The organism is Metapseudomonas phytobenefica, from assembly GCF_043392685.1.
In the GTDB taxonomy this organism is placed as follows: domain Bacteria; phylum Pseudomonadota; class Gammaproteobacteria; order Pseudomonadales; family Pseudomonadaceae; genus Metapseudomonas.
In genome coordinates this window covers 120,378-133,750 of the sequence record NZ_JBHZGM010000008.1, presented here as the reverse complement: position 1 = coordinate 133,750, position 13,373 = coordinate 120,378, and the positions used below count along the sequence as shown (strand labels likewise).

16 protein-coding genes are annotated in these 13,373 nt (G+C 65.4%); 10 read left to right on the top strand and 6 right to left on the bottom strand.

All coding sequences use genetic code 11. The annotated features are described in order from the left end of the window. Positions 1-13 precede the first annotated feature (13 nt). Entirely contained in the window at positions 14-802 is a 789-nt protein-coding gene (scpB, locus tag ACFW0B_RS09610) for an SMC-Scp complex subunit ScpB (RefSeq protein WP_449147680.1), read from the bottom strand. Beyond that, entirely contained in the window at positions 803-1,630 is an 828-nt protein-coding gene (locus ACFW0B_RS09605) for a segregation and condensation protein A (protein ID WP_459251696.1), read from the bottom strand. It abuts the gene before it with no gap. 136 nt (positions 1,631-1,766) lie between these two features. Between ACFW0B_RS09605 and ACFW0B_RS09600 the strand changes: the two genes are divergently transcribed. Beyond that, positions 1,767-2,123 carry a PA2779 family protein gene (locus ACFW0B_RS09600; protein ID WP_449147679.1) on the top strand — a complete coding sequence of 119 codons (357 nt, stop codon included), beginning with the start codon at positions 1,767-1,769 and terminating at the stop codon, positions 2,121-2,123. 9 nt (positions 2,124-2,132) lie between these two features. On the opposite strand, the gene ACFW0B_RS09595 is transcribed toward ACFW0B_RS09600, so the two are convergent. Continuing rightward, positions 2,133-2,762, bottom strand: a complete 630-nt coding sequence (locus ACFW0B_RS09595; protein WP_449147678.1) for an L-threonylcarbamoyladenylate synthase — start codon at positions 2,760-2,762, stop codon at positions 2,133-2,135. 13 nt (positions 2,763-2,775) lie between these two features. Continuing rightward, positions 2,776-3,642 carry a PHP domain-containing protein gene (locus ACFW0B_RS09590; protein WP_449147677.1) on the bottom strand — a complete coding sequence of 289 codons (867 nt, stop codon included), beginning with the start codon at positions 3,640-3,642 and terminating at the stop codon, positions 2,776-2,778. Positions 3,643-3,708: 66 nt separating this feature from the next. On the opposite strand from ACFW0B_RS09590, the gene ACFW0B_RS09585 reads away from it, so the two are divergent. The 6 genes from ACFW0B_RS09585 to ACFW0B_RS09560 all read left to right on the top strand — a co-directional run bounded on the left by ACFW0B_RS09585 (position 3,709) and on the right by ACFW0B_RS09560 (position 7,730). Beyond that, positions 3,709-4,299 carry a septation protein A gene (locus ACFW0B_RS09585; RefSeq protein WP_449147676.1) on the top strand — a complete coding sequence of 197 codons (591 nt, stop codon included), beginning with the start codon at positions 3,709-3,711 and terminating at the stop codon, positions 4,297-4,299. 8 nt (positions 4,300-4,307) lie between these two features. After that, positions 4,308-4,607: a YciI family protein gene (locus ACFW0B_RS09580; RefSeq protein WP_449147675.1), complete on the top strand. Its 300-nt coding sequence runs from the start codon at positions 4,308-4,310 to the stop codon at positions 4,605-4,607. A 44-nt stretch (positions 4,608-4,651) separates the two neighbouring features. Further along, positions 4,652-5,104 carry a hypothetical protein gene (locus ACFW0B_RS09575; RefSeq protein ID WP_449147674.1) on the top strand — a complete coding sequence of 151 codons (453 nt, stop codon included), beginning with the start codon at positions 4,652-4,654 and terminating at the stop codon, positions 5,102-5,104. 8 nt (positions 5,105-5,112) lie between these two features. Continuing rightward, a complete protein-coding gene (locus tag ACFW0B_RS09570) occupies positions 5,113-5,790 on the top strand; it encodes a response regulator transcription factor (RefSeq protein ID WP_449147673.1) in 678 nt (225 codons plus the stop codon). Between the two features lie 110 nt (positions 5,791-5,900). Then, positions 5,901-6,311 carry an LTXXQ domain protein gene (locus ACFW0B_RS09565; RefSeq protein WP_449147672.1) on the top strand — a complete coding sequence of 137 codons (411 nt, stop codon included), beginning with the start codon at positions 5,901-5,903 and terminating at the stop codon, positions 6,309-6,311. A 93-nt stretch (positions 6,312-6,404) separates the two neighbouring features. Beyond that, positions 6,405-7,730, top strand: a complete 1,326-nt coding sequence (locus tag ACFW0B_RS09560) for a sensor histidine kinase (protein ID WP_449147671.1) — start codon at positions 6,405-6,407, stop codon at positions 7,728-7,730. Here ACFW0B_RS09560 and ACFW0B_RS09555 read toward each other — a convergent pair whose 3' ends face one another. Continuing rightward, the gene (locus tag ACFW0B_RS09555; RefSeq protein ID WP_449147670.1) at positions 7,731-8,288 is read right to left on the bottom strand and encodes a nitroreductase family protein; all 558 of its coding nucleotides are present in this window, start codon (positions 8,286-8,288) and stop codon (positions 7,731-7,733) included. 188 nt (positions 8,289-8,476) lie between these two features. On the opposite strand from ACFW0B_RS09555, the gene ACFW0B_RS09550 reads away from it, so the two are divergent. Beyond that, positions 8,477-9,931 carry a TrkH family potassium uptake protein gene (locus tag ACFW0B_RS09550; RefSeq protein ID WP_449147669.1) on the top strand — a complete coding sequence of 485 codons (1,455 nt, stop codon included), beginning with the start codon at positions 8,477-8,479 and terminating at the stop codon, positions 9,929-9,931. Between the two features lie 175 nt (positions 9,932-10,106). Here ACFW0B_RS09550 and ACFW0B_RS09545 read toward each other — a convergent pair whose 3' ends face one another. Continuing rightward, on the bottom strand, positions 10,107-11,117 hold the full coding sequence (locus tag ACFW0B_RS09545; RefSeq protein WP_449147668.1) for an AraC family transcriptional regulator: 1,011 nt from the start codon (positions 11,115-11,117) through the stop codon (positions 10,107-10,109). A 142-nt stretch (positions 11,118-11,259) separates the two neighbouring features. On the opposite strand from ACFW0B_RS09545, the gene ACFW0B_RS09540 reads away from it, so the two are divergent. Both ACFW0B_RS09540 and ACFW0B_RS09535 read left to right on the top strand, forming a co-directional pair. Beyond that, positions 11,260-11,577 (top strand): Mpo1-like protein, encoded by a 318-nt coding sequence (locus ACFW0B_RS09540; RefSeq protein WP_449147667.1) that lies wholly within the window; start codon positions 11,260-11,262, stop codon positions 11,575-11,577. A 285-nt stretch (positions 11,578-11,862) separates the two neighbouring features. Beyond that, entirely contained in the window at positions 11,863-13,236 is a 1,374-nt protein-coding gene (locus ACFW0B_RS09535) for an adenylate/guanylate cyclase domain-containing protein (protein WP_449147666.1), read from the top strand. The last annotated feature ends 137 nt before the right edge of the window (positions 13,237-13,373 follow it).

The window sequence follows — 13,373 nt, the reverse complement described above, 5'->3', positions numbered from 1 at the left end:
TGACCGGCGGCGATCATTGCAGGGTTTCGTCCGGCAGCGATTCGTCGTCTTCTTGCGCCGCAGCCTCGGCTGCATCGTCATCCGCGGTGAGCAGCAGGTCGTCGAAGTCGGTCTTCAGGCCTTCTTCCATGATGTCCAGTTCCGCCAGCAGGCTGCGGAAGCTGGTTTCCTCGCGCGGTTCCTCCGGCAGCTCGGCATCGGCACGGGCCTGCAATTCTTCGGGGACCGGCGCCTCGCCATCTTCCATGGCCAGCACCGGCTCCGGCTCGAGCTCGCGCAGGGCGGCCAGTGGCGGCAGCTCTTCCAGGCTCTTGAGGTTGAAGTGGTCGAGGAAGGCGCGAGTGGTAGCGAACATCGCCGGTTTGCCAGGCACATCGCGGTAGCCGACCACGCGAATCCACTCGCGCTCCAGCAGCGTCTTGACGATCTGGCTGTTGACCGCCACGCCACGAATGTCTTCGATCTCGCCACGGGTGATGGGCTGGCGGTATGCCACCAGCGCCAGGGTTTCCAGCATGGCGCGGGAGTAACGTTGCGGACGCTCCTCCCAGAGACGGCCGACCCAGGGCGAGAACCGCTCGCGCACCTGCAGGCGGTAGCCGGAAGCCACCTCGCGAAGTTCGAATGCGCGCTTTTCGCAACTCTTGCCCAGGATCGCCAGCGCGGAGCGAATCACCGACAGCTCGGGACGCTCGGCCTCTTCGAAGAGTTCGGCCATACGCTCCAGCGACAGGGGCTTGCCGGAAGCCAGGAGAAAGGCTTCCAGCAACGAGGCGAGTTCCTTGGGGTCGTTGAGGTTCATCTACTCGGCTCTGGCGCGCACATGGATGGGGGCGAAGGGTTCATTCTGCACAAGTTCCACCAACTGTTCCTTGATCAGCTCGAGCACCGCCATGAAGGTGACGACCACGCCAAGGCGCCCCTCCTCTAGCGTGAACAGCGCGACAAAGGGCACGAAGGCACCGCCTTTCAGCCTTTCCAGCACCTCGCTCATGCGCTCACGGGTGGACAGCGCCTCGCGGGTCACCTGGTGGCTCTCGAACATGTCGGCACGGCGCAGCACTTCAGCCATGGACAGCAGCACTTCTTCCAGCGCCACGTCCGGCAGCAGCTTGCGCGCCCGCGCATCCGGGGCCTCCAGACGCGGCACGATCAGGTCGCGCCCGACCCGCGGCAGCTCGTCGATGCCTTCGGCGGCGGCCTTGAAGCGCTCGTACTCCTGCAGACGGCGGATCAACTCGGCGCGCGGGTCTTCTTCCTCTTCTTCCGCCTCGTTCGAACGCGGCAGCAGCATGCGCGACTTGATCTCGGCCAGCATGGCGGCCATCACCAGGTATTCGGCGGCCAGCTCCAGGCGCACCGACTTCATCAGCTCGACATAAGCCATGTACTGGTGGGTGATGGCGGCCACGGGAATGTCGAGGATGTCGATGTTCTGCTTGCGGATCAGGTAGAGCAGCAGGTCGAGCGGGCCCTCGAAGGCTTCGAGGAAGACCTCCAGCGCATCCGGCGGGATATAGAGATCCTGCGGCAACTCGGTCACCGCCTGGCCGTAGACCAGGGCGAAAGGCAGCTCCTGCTGGGCGCCCGCCTGGGGATCCGGCGACTCGGTTGGCGGTGTTTCGTGCATCGGGGTCTCTCGATCAGGCCTGCCGGCAAGGACCGGCCGGCGGGAAAGCGGGCAAATTAGCACCATGTGCCAGACTAAAAAAGTACGACGCAGCACCCCTGGTCAGGTTTGGAGCGAAGCGCTCATGGAGGTTCAAATGAAACTCTTAACCCTGATGTTCAGTGCCGTCCTCGTGCTCGTCTGCCTCACCCTGCTGCCGGCGACAACGGCACAGGCAGGCATGATTGGCACCGACGAAGCGGTCTCCACCCAGCAACAAACCGGCGATCGAGCCCGGATCGACGCCTTTCTGAGCAGAGCCGAGGTTCAGGACCAGATGCGCGCGATGGGCGTGGATGCCGCCACGGCCCGCGCCAGGGCAAAGGCCCTGACCAACGAGGAAGCCGCCCAGCTGGCGCAGAAGATGAGTGTGGCGCCTGCGGGCGGGAACATCAGCAGCACCGACTTCATCATCATCCTGCTGGTGATCATCCTGGTGGCGATCCTGCTCTAGGCGGCGCCGTCACTCCTCGTCCAGGAAGGGCTGCGGGTCGCCGCAGCCCACGCGCACCACCTCGGGCTTGCCTTCGGAGAGGTTGATCACGGTGGAGGCCGCCATCCCCCCGTGGCCGCCATCGATGATCAGGTCCACCTGATGCTCGAGGATCTGCCGCATCTCGTAAGGGTCGCTCATGGGCAGGTCTTCGCCCGGCAGGATCAGGCTGGTGCTCATCAGGGGCGCGCCCAGCTGCTCCAGCAGCGCCAGGGCGATGGGGTGATCCGGCACCCGTATGCCGATGGTGCGCCGCTTCGGGTGCATCAGCATGCGCGGGACTTCACGCGTGGCACTGAGAATGAAGGTGTAGGGACCGGGCGTATGCGCCTTGATCAGGCGAAACGCGGCGGTATCCACCTTGGCGAACACCCCGATCTCGGACAGATCCCGGCACACCAGGGTGAAGTTGTGTTTTTCATCCAGCCGGCGCAGTCGGCGAATGCGTTCGACCGCCCCCTTGTCGCCGATCAGGCAACCCAGGGCGTAGGACGAATCGGTGGGATAGACGATCACCCCACCCGCCTTGATGATCTCCACGGCCTGTTTGATCAGGCGTGGCTGCGGATTTTCCGGATGAATCTGGAAAAATTGACTCACGATGTCTCCCTGTTCAGAGGGCAGCAATAGGGCTGTGTGCATGGCGGAAGCGCCCCCAGATCGGCGGCAGGTCATCCGGCAAGGGTCGGTACATGCCCAGATCCGACCAATCGCAGGGTGCATGGAAGTCACTACCGGCACTGACCAGCATGCCGAATTCTCGCGCCAGCACAGCCAGGCTTCCCACCTGCTCCGCAGGCTGCAGGCCGTTCACCACTTCCAGAGCGTGACCGCCAGCCTGAATGAAATCTGCCACCAGCCGGCGCCGCTTGGCGCCGGTGAAGTTGTACTGCCAGGGGTGCGCCAGGCTGATCCAGGCGCCCGCAGCGCGCAAGGTGCCCACCGCTTCGGCCAGGGTTGGCCAATGCTGCTTCACGTCCCCCAGCTTTCCGGCGCCCAGCCATTTGCGGAAGGCTTCGGCGCGGTCGCTGGCATAACCCGCGCGAACGAGAAACTCGGCGAAATGCGGGCGCGCTGGCGCGTTGCCGCTGTCCCCCAGCTCCTGCTGCACTGCCCGTGCGCCCTCCAGCGCGCCCGGCATACCCTTGGCGGCCAGGCGCCGGGCGATCTCCTCGGCACGCGACCAGCGTCCCTGACGCAGGTCGGCGATGGCCTTGACCAGGGCCGGCGCGTCGGCAACGAAGGCGTAACCCAGTACATGAATGGTGGCGCCACCCCAGGTGCAGGACAGCTCGATACCGTTGATCAGCTGCATGTCCAGCGCCTGGGCCGCTGCACGGGCCTCGTCGAGGCCTTCCAGGGTGTCGTGGTCGGTCAGCGCGAGCAGGCGCACGCCGCGCTCATGGGCGCGGGCGACCAGGGCTGCGGGGGCCAGGGCACCGTCTGAGGCCGTACTGTGGCAGTGCAGGTCGATCTGCATGGGCTCTGCTTTCGCTAGGGGAATGGTTTGTTATTATGCCGCCACATCCCGCTTCTGGCTGCCGCCGTGAAACAATTCATCGACTTCATCCCGCTTATCCTTTTCTTCATCGTCTACAAACTGGAACCACGCGCCGTCGAGCTGGCCGGGCATACCTATATGCTAGGCGGTATTTTCAGCGCCACAGCGGTTCTGATCGTCAGCTCGGTGATCGTCTACGGCACCATCTTCCTGCTCCAGCGCCGCCTGGAAAAAGGCCAGTGGCTGACCCTGGTGGCCTGCCTGGTGTTCGGCGGCATGACCCTGGCCTTCCACAGCGAAACCTTCCTCAAATGGAAGGCGCCGGTGGTGAACTGGCTCTTCGCCCTGGCCTTCGCCGGCAGCCACTTCATCGGCGACAAGCCCCTGATCCAGCGCATGATGGGCCATGCCCTGAACCTGCCGCAGGCCATCTGGATTCGCCTGAACCTGGCCTGGATCGCGTTCTTCCTGGTCTGTGGCTTCGCCAACCTGTTCGTAGCCTTCACCTTCCACGAGTTCTGGGTGGACTTCAAAGTCTTCGGCAGCCTCGGCATGACCGTGCTCTTCCTGGTCGGCCAGGGCGTCTACCTGGCCCGCCATATCCACGACGGCGAAACCGAAAAGCCCCAACAGTAAGGATTGCCATGCTCTACGCCATCATCGCCACTGACGTTGCCGGTTCCCTGGAAAACCGCCTCGCCGCCCGCCCCGCCCATCTCGCACGCCTGGAGCAACTGAAAGCCGAAGGCCGCATCGTGCTGGCTGGCCCGCACCCGGCCGTGGACAGCAATGATCCGGGCAGCGCGGGCTTCACCGGCAGCCTGATCGTCGCCGAGTTCGAATCCCTGGAGGCCGCCAAGGCCTGGGCCGACGCCGACCCCTACCGCGCCGCCGGCGTCTACGCCGAGGTGGTAGTCAAGCCGTTCAGGCAGGTCCTCCCCTAAGGCATTGTTCTCCAGCCGTCCCACGCCAGGAAAAAGGAGTTCCCATGCACGTCGGTCAATTGCCCCCGCTGTTAACCGCCGCGCTGCTCTGCAGCCTGGCCCAGGCTGAAGAAACCCAACCCACGGCGCCGGCGGCGGTGATCGCTCCGGCGCCTGCAGTTGCCCCCGCCGCGCTGGCGCCCGTGAACGACGCCCTGGTCGCCCAGTTCGACCAGCTCAAGCGCCAGCTCGCAGACAGCGAACGCCAGCGCAACGAACTGAACGCCCGCCTGGAAGCCGCCAGCAGCGAGCGTGAGAATGCCCAGCTCACTCGCCTGCGCCAGGAAAACCAGCGCCTCAAGTTGCAGCTCAAGGAAGCCCTGGCGGCCCAGCCTCCGCGCCTGCTGAGCGAACAGCAGGCATGGTTCGCGGTGGGCGGCGGCGTCGCCCTGCTCTCCCTGATTACCGGCCTGATCGCCCGTGGCGGGCGCCGTCAGCGCCGTCAATGGATCAATTGACCCGCACCATGAGTGAACTGCTGCTTATCGACGACGACCAGGAACTCTGCGAGCTGCTGATCAGCTGGCTCAGCCAGGAAGGTTTCCACGTCCGCGCCTGCCATGACGGCCAGTCGGCGCGCGTCGCCCTGGCCGAGCATGCCCCGTCGGCAGTGGTGCTCGATGTGATGCTGCCCGACGGCAGCGGCCTGGAGCTGCTCAAGCAACTGCGCAGCGACCATCCCGAGCTGCCGGTGCTGATGCTTTCCGCCCGTGGCGAACCCCTGGACCGCATCCTCGGCCTGGAGCTGGGCGCCGACGACTACCTGGCCAAGCCCTGCGATCCCCGTGAGCTCACCGCACGGCTGCGTGCCGTGTTGCGCCGCACTCAGCCACCACAGCCGTCCAGCCAGCTGGAGCTGGGCGACCTCTGCTACAGCCCGGTGCGCGGCATCGTCACCGTCGGCGGCCACGAAATCAGCCTGACCCTGTCCGAAGGCCGCCTGCTCGAAGCGCTGCTGCGCCAACCCGGCGAACCGCTGGACAAACAGCAACTGGCGCAGCTGGCCCTGGGCCGCAAACTGACCCTCTACGACCGCAGCCTGGACATGCACGTCAGCAACCTGCGCAAGAAGCTCGGCCCCCACGCCGACGGTCGTCCACGCATCCTCGCCCTGCGCAGTCGCGGCTATTACTACAGCGCGTAGCGGGCCGCGTCTTTACCGAGGCTTTACCCAGGACTGACTGCCCTTGACCTTGCCATCCCTAGACTGGGCACATCCGGCAACCGGCCGGAATCGAGACTAGGAGAACCGCCATGCGCAAGACCCTCACCGCCCTGCTGCTCGCCGCTACCCTGCCGACCATGGCCATGGCCATGCCGGAAGGCGGCCCGCGCCATGAGCGCGGTTTTGGTGGCCACATGTACAGGGAGCTGAACCTGACTCAGGAACAGCGCCACGAAATCGGCAAGCTGATGCGCGACCAGATGAAGGCCCGCCACGAAATCACCCAGCGTTACCTGGACAAGCTGCCGGCCGCCGAGAAGAAGGCCATGCAGGACGAACTCAAGGCCGCCGAAACCAAGAATCGCGACGCCATCCGCGCCCAGCTGAAACCCGATCAGCAGAAGACCTTCGACGAAATCCAGAAGAAGATGGAAGAACGCCGCGCCGAACGTGCCGAGTTCGAAGCCTGGAAAGCCGAGAAGGACAAGAAGGCCCAATAATCGCCGGGCGGCCACGGCCGCCGGCATCGACCCCGACACCCACCAGGTCATCCCCTCCCGACCTGGTGGGTTTTGCCGTTCAGGAGCTACCCCGTGCGTTCACTCTTCTGGCGAATCCTGGCCACCCTGTGGCTGGCCCTGGCCCTGGTGGCCGGCCTGTCCATCCTGCTGGGTCGCGCCCTGAACCAGGATGCCTGGATCCTCAACCATCATCCTTCCCTCCAGGGCCTGGCCGAACGCCTGGTGCAACGCTACGAAGACCAGGGAGCCGACGACACCCAGCGCTATCTGGAACACTTCCGCCATCGCGCACGGATCGACGTGCAGATTCTCAACGACACCGGCCAACCCGTGGTCGAAGGCACCTTCCCGCCTCGCGCCGCGGCTTTCGAAGCTCGCCACCAGAACCCGCGCCGCCTGCCCTGGCGGCGCATGACCGAGGAATACACCAGCCCATCCAGTGACGAGTCCTACCTGCTCATCTACCGTATCCCCTACTCCGAACTCGACGCCTGGCATCGCGGCAGCCTGCTCTGGCCGATCAGCGCGCTGGGCATCGCCCTGGTGGTGCTGACCCTGTTCAGCCTGGCCCTGACGCTGTCCATCACCCGCCCGCTGGATCGCCTGCGCCGGGCCGTACACGACCTCGGCCAGACCGCCTACCAGCAGGACAGCCTCGCCCGCTTGGCGCGCCGCCGGGATGAGCTGGGCGTCCTGGCCGGCGACTTCAATCGCATGGGCCAGCGCCTGCAGGGCCTGATCGGCAGCCAGCGCCAGCTGCTGCGCGACGTGTCCCACGAACTGCGCTCCCCCCTGGCGCGCCTGCGCATCGCCCTGGCCCTGGCCGAGCGGGCCGAACCTCAGCAGCGGGAAGCCCTCTGGCCACGCCTGAGCCAGGAATGCGACCGCCTGGAAGCACTGATCGCCGAAATCCTCGCCCTGGCCCGGCTGGACGCGGAACCGGGCGCGAGGCAGATCATCGCCGTACGGCCGCTGCTGACAAAACTAAAGGAAGACGCCCGGCTGCTGGCGCCGGAACAGGAGGTGCGCATCGACTGCCGCGGCGAGCCGCAGCTCGAAGGCTGGCCGGACATGCTGGAACGGGCGCTGGACAACCTGCTGCGCAATGCCCTGCGCTTCAACCCGCAGGGTCAGCCGGTGGAGGTGACGGTAACGGAGCAGAACGCCGGCCTGACGATCAGGGTCCGCGACCACGGTCCCGGGGTGCTGCCGGAACACCTGGCGCAGCTGGGGGAACCCTTCTTCCGCGCGCCCAACCAATCCGGTGCCGGCCACGGGCTGGGGCTGGCCATCGCCTGCCGCGCGGTGGAACGCCTCGGAGGCCATCTGCGGCTGGACAATCATCCCGAGGGCGGCTTCATCGCCACCCTGGAATTACCCGCTGCGCTGAAGGCCTGATCAGCCCCAGCTCTGGACGAAGTCCGCCGGAGCCAGCTCCGGCGCGGCGCGGCGCTCGCCCTCGGCGCTACCCAGGTAGAGGAAACCGACCACCCGCTCGTTCTCCGCGAGCCCGAGGCCAGCAGCGACATTGAGGTCATAAGCCATCTCGCCGGTACGCCAGATGGCGCCCAGGCCCTGGGCATGGGCGGCCAGCAGGATACTGTGGGCGGCGCAGCCGGCCGAAAGCAGCTGCTCCACCTCCGGCACCTTGTGACCGGACTGCAACCTGGCGATCACCACCACCACCAGCGGCGCCCGCATCGGCATGTTGCGGGCCTTGGTCGTGACCGCTTCCGGGACATGCGGGTCCCTGGCCAACACGGCGGAAACGAACAGCTCGCCAAGCTTCTCGCGCGCCGCGCCCTCGATGCAGAGGAAACGCCAGGGGCGCAGGTAGCCGTGATCCGGGGCACGCAGAGCGGCACGGAACAGCACCTCGCGCTGGGCGGCGTCCGGCGCCGGCTCCTGCAAGCGAGCCAAGGATACGCGATTGAGCAGAGCGTCGAGAGCCTCCATCGGCCACCTCCAGAAATCAGGGAACCGGCATTCTAGCCGATAACGCGACTCAGTCCTGAAGCCCGATCAGGCCCCCTCGAAGCGAGCAGGACGCATGGCGAGCCAGGCTCCCGCCCAGGCGCCGGGTTTACAGGGCGCGGGGCGCGGTTAGAATTGCGCCTTTCGCCCATCAGCCAGATTAAGAACCCATGGCCCTGCCGACTCTCCGCATCATCGGCTTTCTCATCGGCATCTTCCTGATCACCCTCGCAGTCAGCATGGCCATTCCCGTGCTGACCCTGGTGTTCTACGAGCGCACCGACGGCGTCCACTCCTTCATCTGGTCCAGCCTGATCACCTTCGTCGCGGGCCTGGCGCTGGTCATCCCCGGGCGTCCGGAGCACGTGCACCTGCGCCCGCGCGACATGTACCTGCTGACGGTGTCGAGCTGGGTCATCGTGGGCATCTTCGCGGCCCTGCCCTTCCTGTTCACCCAGCACATCAGCTACACCGACGCCTACTTCGAGAGCATGTCCGGCATCACCGCCACCGGCGCCACGGTGCTGAGCGGCCTGGACAGCATGTCACCGGGCATCCTCATCTGGCGCTCGCTGCTGCACTGGCTGGGGGGCATCGGCTTCATCGGCATGGCGGTGGCGATCCTGCCGCTGCTGCGCATCGGTGGCATGCGCCTGTTCCAGACCGAATCCTCCGATCGCTCGGAGAAGGTCATGCCGCGCTCGCACATGGTGGCCAAGTACATCGTCGCCATCTACGTGGGCTTCACCCTGCTCGGCAGCCTGGCGTTCTGGGCAGCGGGCATGGGCGTGTTCGATGCGGTCAACCACGCCATGTCGGCCATCTCCACCGGCGGTTTCTCCACCTCCGACCAGTCCCTGGCCAAGTGGGATCTGCCGGCGGTGCACTGGGTGGCGGTGGTGGTGATGATCCTCGGCAGCCTGCCATTCATGCTCTACGTGTCGGTGCTGCGCGGCCATCGCATGGCGCTGTTCAAGGACGAGCAGGTACGGGGCTTCCTCGGCCTGCTGCTGGTCATCTGGCTGGTGCTCGGCACCTGGTACTGGCTGACGACCAAGCTGCCCTGGCTGGACGCGCTGCGCCACGTCGCGGTGAATACCACCTCGGTGCTCACCACCACCGGCTTCGCCCTGGGCGACTACAGCCTCTGGGGCAACTTCTCGCTGATGCTGTTCTTCTACCTGGGCTTCGTCGGCGGCTGCTCCGGCTCCACCGCCGGCGGGATCAAGATCTTCCGCTTCCAGGTGGCCTACATCCTGCTCAAGGCCAACCTCCAGCAACTGGTGCACCCGCGCGCGGTGATCAAGCAGATCTACAATGGCCATCGCCTGGACGACGACATCGTCCGCTCGATCCTGACCTTCTCCTTCTTCTTCACCATCATCATCAGCGCCATCGCCCTGGGCTTGTCGTTGCTGGGGCTGGACTGGATCACCGCCCTCACCGGCGCCGCCGCCACCGTGTCGGGCGTGGGCCCGGGCCTGGGCGAGATCATCGGCCCGGCCGGCAACTTCTCCAGCCTGCCGGACAGCGCCAAGTGGCTGCTGACCCTGGGCATGCTGCTGGGCCGCCTGGAAATCCTTACCGTGCTGGTGCTGCTGACGCCCTACTTCTGGCGGCATTGAGGCCGGTACCGTGGCGAATTCAATCGCGAATGAATTCGCTCACACAGGGCGGGTAGGCTTTCGTAGATTGGGTCGGGCGGCACGCCGCGAGCTTGCATAACCCAACGCAGCGGCCTCGCCTTGTAGAGTTGGGCCTCCTTCCTCAGACCAAGCCAATCTCCAGAGCTGAAGCGCATCAGGCCTCTTCCAGCCGCGCGCGGTACTCGCCGGGGGTGCTGTCGAACCAGCGGCGGAAAGCCCGGAAGAAGTTGCTCGGATCGGCGAACCCCAGCAGATAGGCAATCTCCAGCAAGGTCAGGTTGGGTTGCGCCAGGTACTGCTCGGCCAGTTCGCGGCGGGTGTCGTCCAGCAGTTGCTGGAAGCTGACCCCCTCCTCCTGCAGGCGGCGCTGCAAGGTGCGCTGCGACAGATGCATCAGGCTCGCCACCACTTCGCGCTTGGGCTCGCCCTGGGGCAGCAGGCGGCAAAGCACCTGTCGTACCTGGTGGGTAACGCGGGTGCCGGAAAAGCGCGCCAGGTAATCGCCGGCGAAGCGGTCATGCAACTGGGCCAGGGATTCATTGGCGGAGGGCAGCGGCGTGTCCATGTCGGCCCGGCTGAACAGCAGGGTGCAGTGCTCGGCGTTGAAGCGCAAAGGTGCCTGGAAGACCTGGCGATAAGGTTCCAGGTCTGCCGGCGGCGGCCCCTGGAAGCAGATTTCCAGCGGGTTGATCGGCCGTCCGGTCATCCAGCGGCAGAATGCCAGGCAATAAGCCATGGAGGCTTCCGCGCTCTGCCGGGCCGGCGGCAGGCGGTCGCCATGGATGGACAGGCGCAGCTCGTAGCCCTCCGGCCTGGCGCAGAAGCTGAGATCGGAACCTTCGGCGATGATCCGCTGGTAGCGCACCAGCCGCGCGAACCCCTCCTTGAGGGTCCGGCTGGACATCAGTGCATAGCCCACCACATGGAAGGATGCCGGGCGCACCACCTTGGCCATGTTCAGGCCGATGGCCGGATTGCCGGACAGTTCGACGGCGCGCAGCCACAGCCGGGTCATGCCGTCCTGGGGGAAACGGGCATCGGGATCGTTCAGTGCCTGGTAGTCGAGGCCGAGTTCGGGGAACAGATTACGGCAGTCAACACCGCCCATTTCCAACGCCTGGACTATGCCCAGGGCCCAACTCGAAGAAGTCGTGCGTTCGCTCATGGCGCCTTTTGTTCTGAAGTTCAAGGCAGCCGCCAGCAGGGCGGCGTGCCGGCAAGGATACTAAAGTGGCGCCCATTGTCACTGGCCTCAGGAGACACCCGTCCTACACTGCTCCAGACAACAAGAACCTGGAGCAGCCGCCATGCCCACCGAGTCCATCCAACGCTTCCAAAGCTTCGCCGAGTTCTATCCCTTCTACCTGCAGGAGCACAGCAACGACACCTGCCGCCGCCTCCATTACGTGGGCAGCCTGCTGGTGCTCGGCATCCTCGGCTACGCCCTGGCGACCCAGCAGTGGCTCTGGCTGCTGGCCATTCCCTTCGCCGGCTACGGCTTTGCCTGGGTGGGGCACTTCGTCTTCGAGAAGAACAAGCCGGCCACCTTCAAGTACCCGCTCTACAGCCTCATGGGCGACTGGGTGATGCTGAGGGATGCCCTGACCGGCCGCATCCGCTTCTGAGAACCCGCTCACGCTCAGCTGCGCGTCGGCCCTGCAGCGTTAGAAACAGCCTCGGAGTGCTCATTTGCAGCCGTAAACTCCGCGTCCTAGCCTGTTTTTCCTTGCATGGCGCTAGCTCGCAAGCTCGTGAACAGGTTCTGAGAACGAAGGGGCTGGCGCCAGCTTGGCCGCCGGTCCCCCGCTTGGTTATGATCCCGAACCAGCCGAAGCCATGGCCCAGGACTTGCAGCGTTTTCCCGACACTGCAACCCGGCGTCAAGAAAGCACCAGGGACAGATCCAAGCCATGAAGCCCACCTTGCTCGACCCCGCCACTGCGACACCCGTGCTGCGTGAGTACTACTCGCGGGTACTGGCCTATATGGCCGTCGCCGCCAGCATCGCCGCCGGCACCTACGTCCAGCATTTCGGCTTCGACATCCTCTGGATGGTCCCCTACGCCCTGCTCTACCCGCACCTGGCCCACCACCTGAGCCTGCGTTTCCCCGGAGAGCGCACCGACCGCATCCTCCTCGGCGTGGACACCTTCCATGCCGGCGCCGCCGCCGTCCTGCTGGGTTTCTCCGTGGTCCCTACGCTGATGATGCTGCTGACCCTGTGCTTCAGCGCCATGCTCCTCGGCGGCCTGCGCCAGATGACCCTGGTGCTGGGTGGTGCACTGCTCAGCATGGCCGCCGTCGGCCTGGCCCTGCAGCCCACACTCAAGGTGGGCACGCCGGCGCTGGTGGCCGTCGTCAGCGCGCTCTTCACCACCCTGTACATCTGCATTACCGCCTTCTTCGTGCATCAGCAGGGCCTGCGCCTGGCCCAGGCTCGGAGCGAGATCAAGCGCGAGCAGGAAAAGGCCGCCCGGCTGGCCCGCAACCTCGCCAAATATCTGTCGCCCCAGGTCTGGGAAATGATCTTCAGCGGCAAGAAGAGCGTGCGCCTGGAAACCCAGCGCAAGAAGCTCAGCGTGTTCTTCTCCGACATCAAGGGCTTTACCGAGCTGTCCGAGGAACTGGAAGCCGAGCAACTGACCGACCTGCTCAACAACTACCTCAACGACATGTCGAAGATCGCCCTGAAATACGGCGGCACCATCGACAAGTTCGTCGGCGACAGCGTGATGGTGTTCTTCGGCGACCCGTCCACCCAGGGTGCCAAGAAGGATGCGGTGGCCGCCGTGTCCATGGCAGTGGCCATGCGCAAGCACATGAAGGTGCTGCGCCAGCAATGGCGCGCCCAGGGCATCACCAAGCCCCTGGAAATCCGCATGGGCATCAACACCGGCTACTGCACCGTGGGCAATTTCGGCGCCGACACGCGCATGGACTACACCATCATCGGCCGCGAAGTGAATCTGGCCAGCCGCCTGGAGACCGCCTCGGACGCCGGCGAAATCCTCATTTCCCACGAGACCTATTCGCTGGTGAAGGACGTGATCATGTGCCGCGACAAGGGCCAGATAAACGTCAAGGGCTTCACCCGGCCGGTGCAGATCTACCAGGTGGTGGACTTCCGCCGCGATCTGGGCGCCGCCTCCAGCTACGTCGAGCACGAGCTGCCCGGCTTCTCCATGTACCTGGATACCAACAGCATCCAGAACTACGACAAGGCCAAGGTCATCCAGGCCCTGCAACAGGCCGCCGAGAAGCTGCGGGACAAGATCATTCCCTGATCTTCACCGCTGGGCGAATCCGGAATCCGGTAGGGGCGAATTCATTCGCCAAGGGCAGCACAGCTGCCCGACCGGCCTCATCCTGCCAGCCCGAGCATTCGAAATGAACACGAGGTTGCAGGCCTGCGACAGCGCAC

What these genes read in the sequence shown, in the direction of transcription:
- scpB (WP_449147680.1), bottom strand. Translation starts at nt 802, where the DNA reads ATGAACCTCAACGACCCCAAGGAACTCGCCTCGTTGCTGGAAGCCTTT.
- ACFW0B_RS09605 (WP_459251696.1), bottom strand. Translation starts at nt 1,630, where the DNA reads ATGCACGAAACACCGCCAACCGAGTCGCCGGATCCCCAGGCGGGCGCC.
- ACFW0B_RS09600 (WP_449147679.1), top strand. Translation starts at nt 1,767, where the DNA reads ATGAAACTCTTAACCCTGATGTTCAGTGCCGTCCTCGTGCTCGTCTGC.
- ACFW0B_RS09590 (WP_449147677.1), bottom strand. Translation starts at nt 3,642, where the DNA reads ATGCAGATCGACCTGCACTGCCACAGTACGGCCTCAGACGGTGCCCTG.
- ACFW0B_RS09580 (WP_449147675.1), top strand. Translation starts at nt 4,308, where the DNA reads ATGCTCTACGCCATCATCGCCACTGACGTTGCCGGTTCCCTGGAAAAC.
- ACFW0B_RS09575 (WP_449147674.1), top strand. Translation starts at nt 4,652, where the DNA reads ATGCACGTCGGTCAATTGCCCCCGCTGTTAACCGCCGCGCTGCTCTGC.
- ACFW0B_RS09570 (WP_449147673.1), top strand. Translation starts at nt 5,113, where the DNA reads ATGAGTGAACTGCTGCTTATCGACGACGACCAGGAACTCTGCGAGCTG.
- ACFW0B_RS09565 (WP_449147672.1), top strand. Translation starts at nt 5,901, where the DNA reads ATGCGCAAGACCCTCACCGCCCTGCTGCTCGCCGCTACCCTGCCGACC.
- ACFW0B_RS09555 (WP_449147670.1), bottom strand. Translation starts at nt 8,288, where the DNA reads ATGGAGGCTCTCGACGCTCTGCTCAATCGCGTATCCTTGGCTCGCTTG.
- ACFW0B_RS09550 (WP_449147669.1), top strand. Translation starts at nt 8,477, where the DNA reads ATGGCCCTGCCGACTCTCCGCATCATCGGCTTTCTCATCGGCATCTTC.
- ACFW0B_RS09545 (WP_449147668.1), bottom strand. Translation starts at nt 11,117, where the DNA reads ATGAGCGAACGCACGACTTCTTCGAGTTGGGCCCTGGGCATAGTCCAG.
- ACFW0B_RS09540 (WP_449147667.1), top strand. Translation starts at nt 11,260, where the DNA reads ATGCCCACCGAGTCCATCCAACGCTTCCAAAGCTTCGCCGAGTTCTAT.
- ACFW0B_RS09535 (WP_449147666.1), top strand. Translation starts at nt 11,863, where the DNA reads ATGAAGCCCACCTTGCTCGACCCCGCCACTGCGACACCCGTGCTGCGT.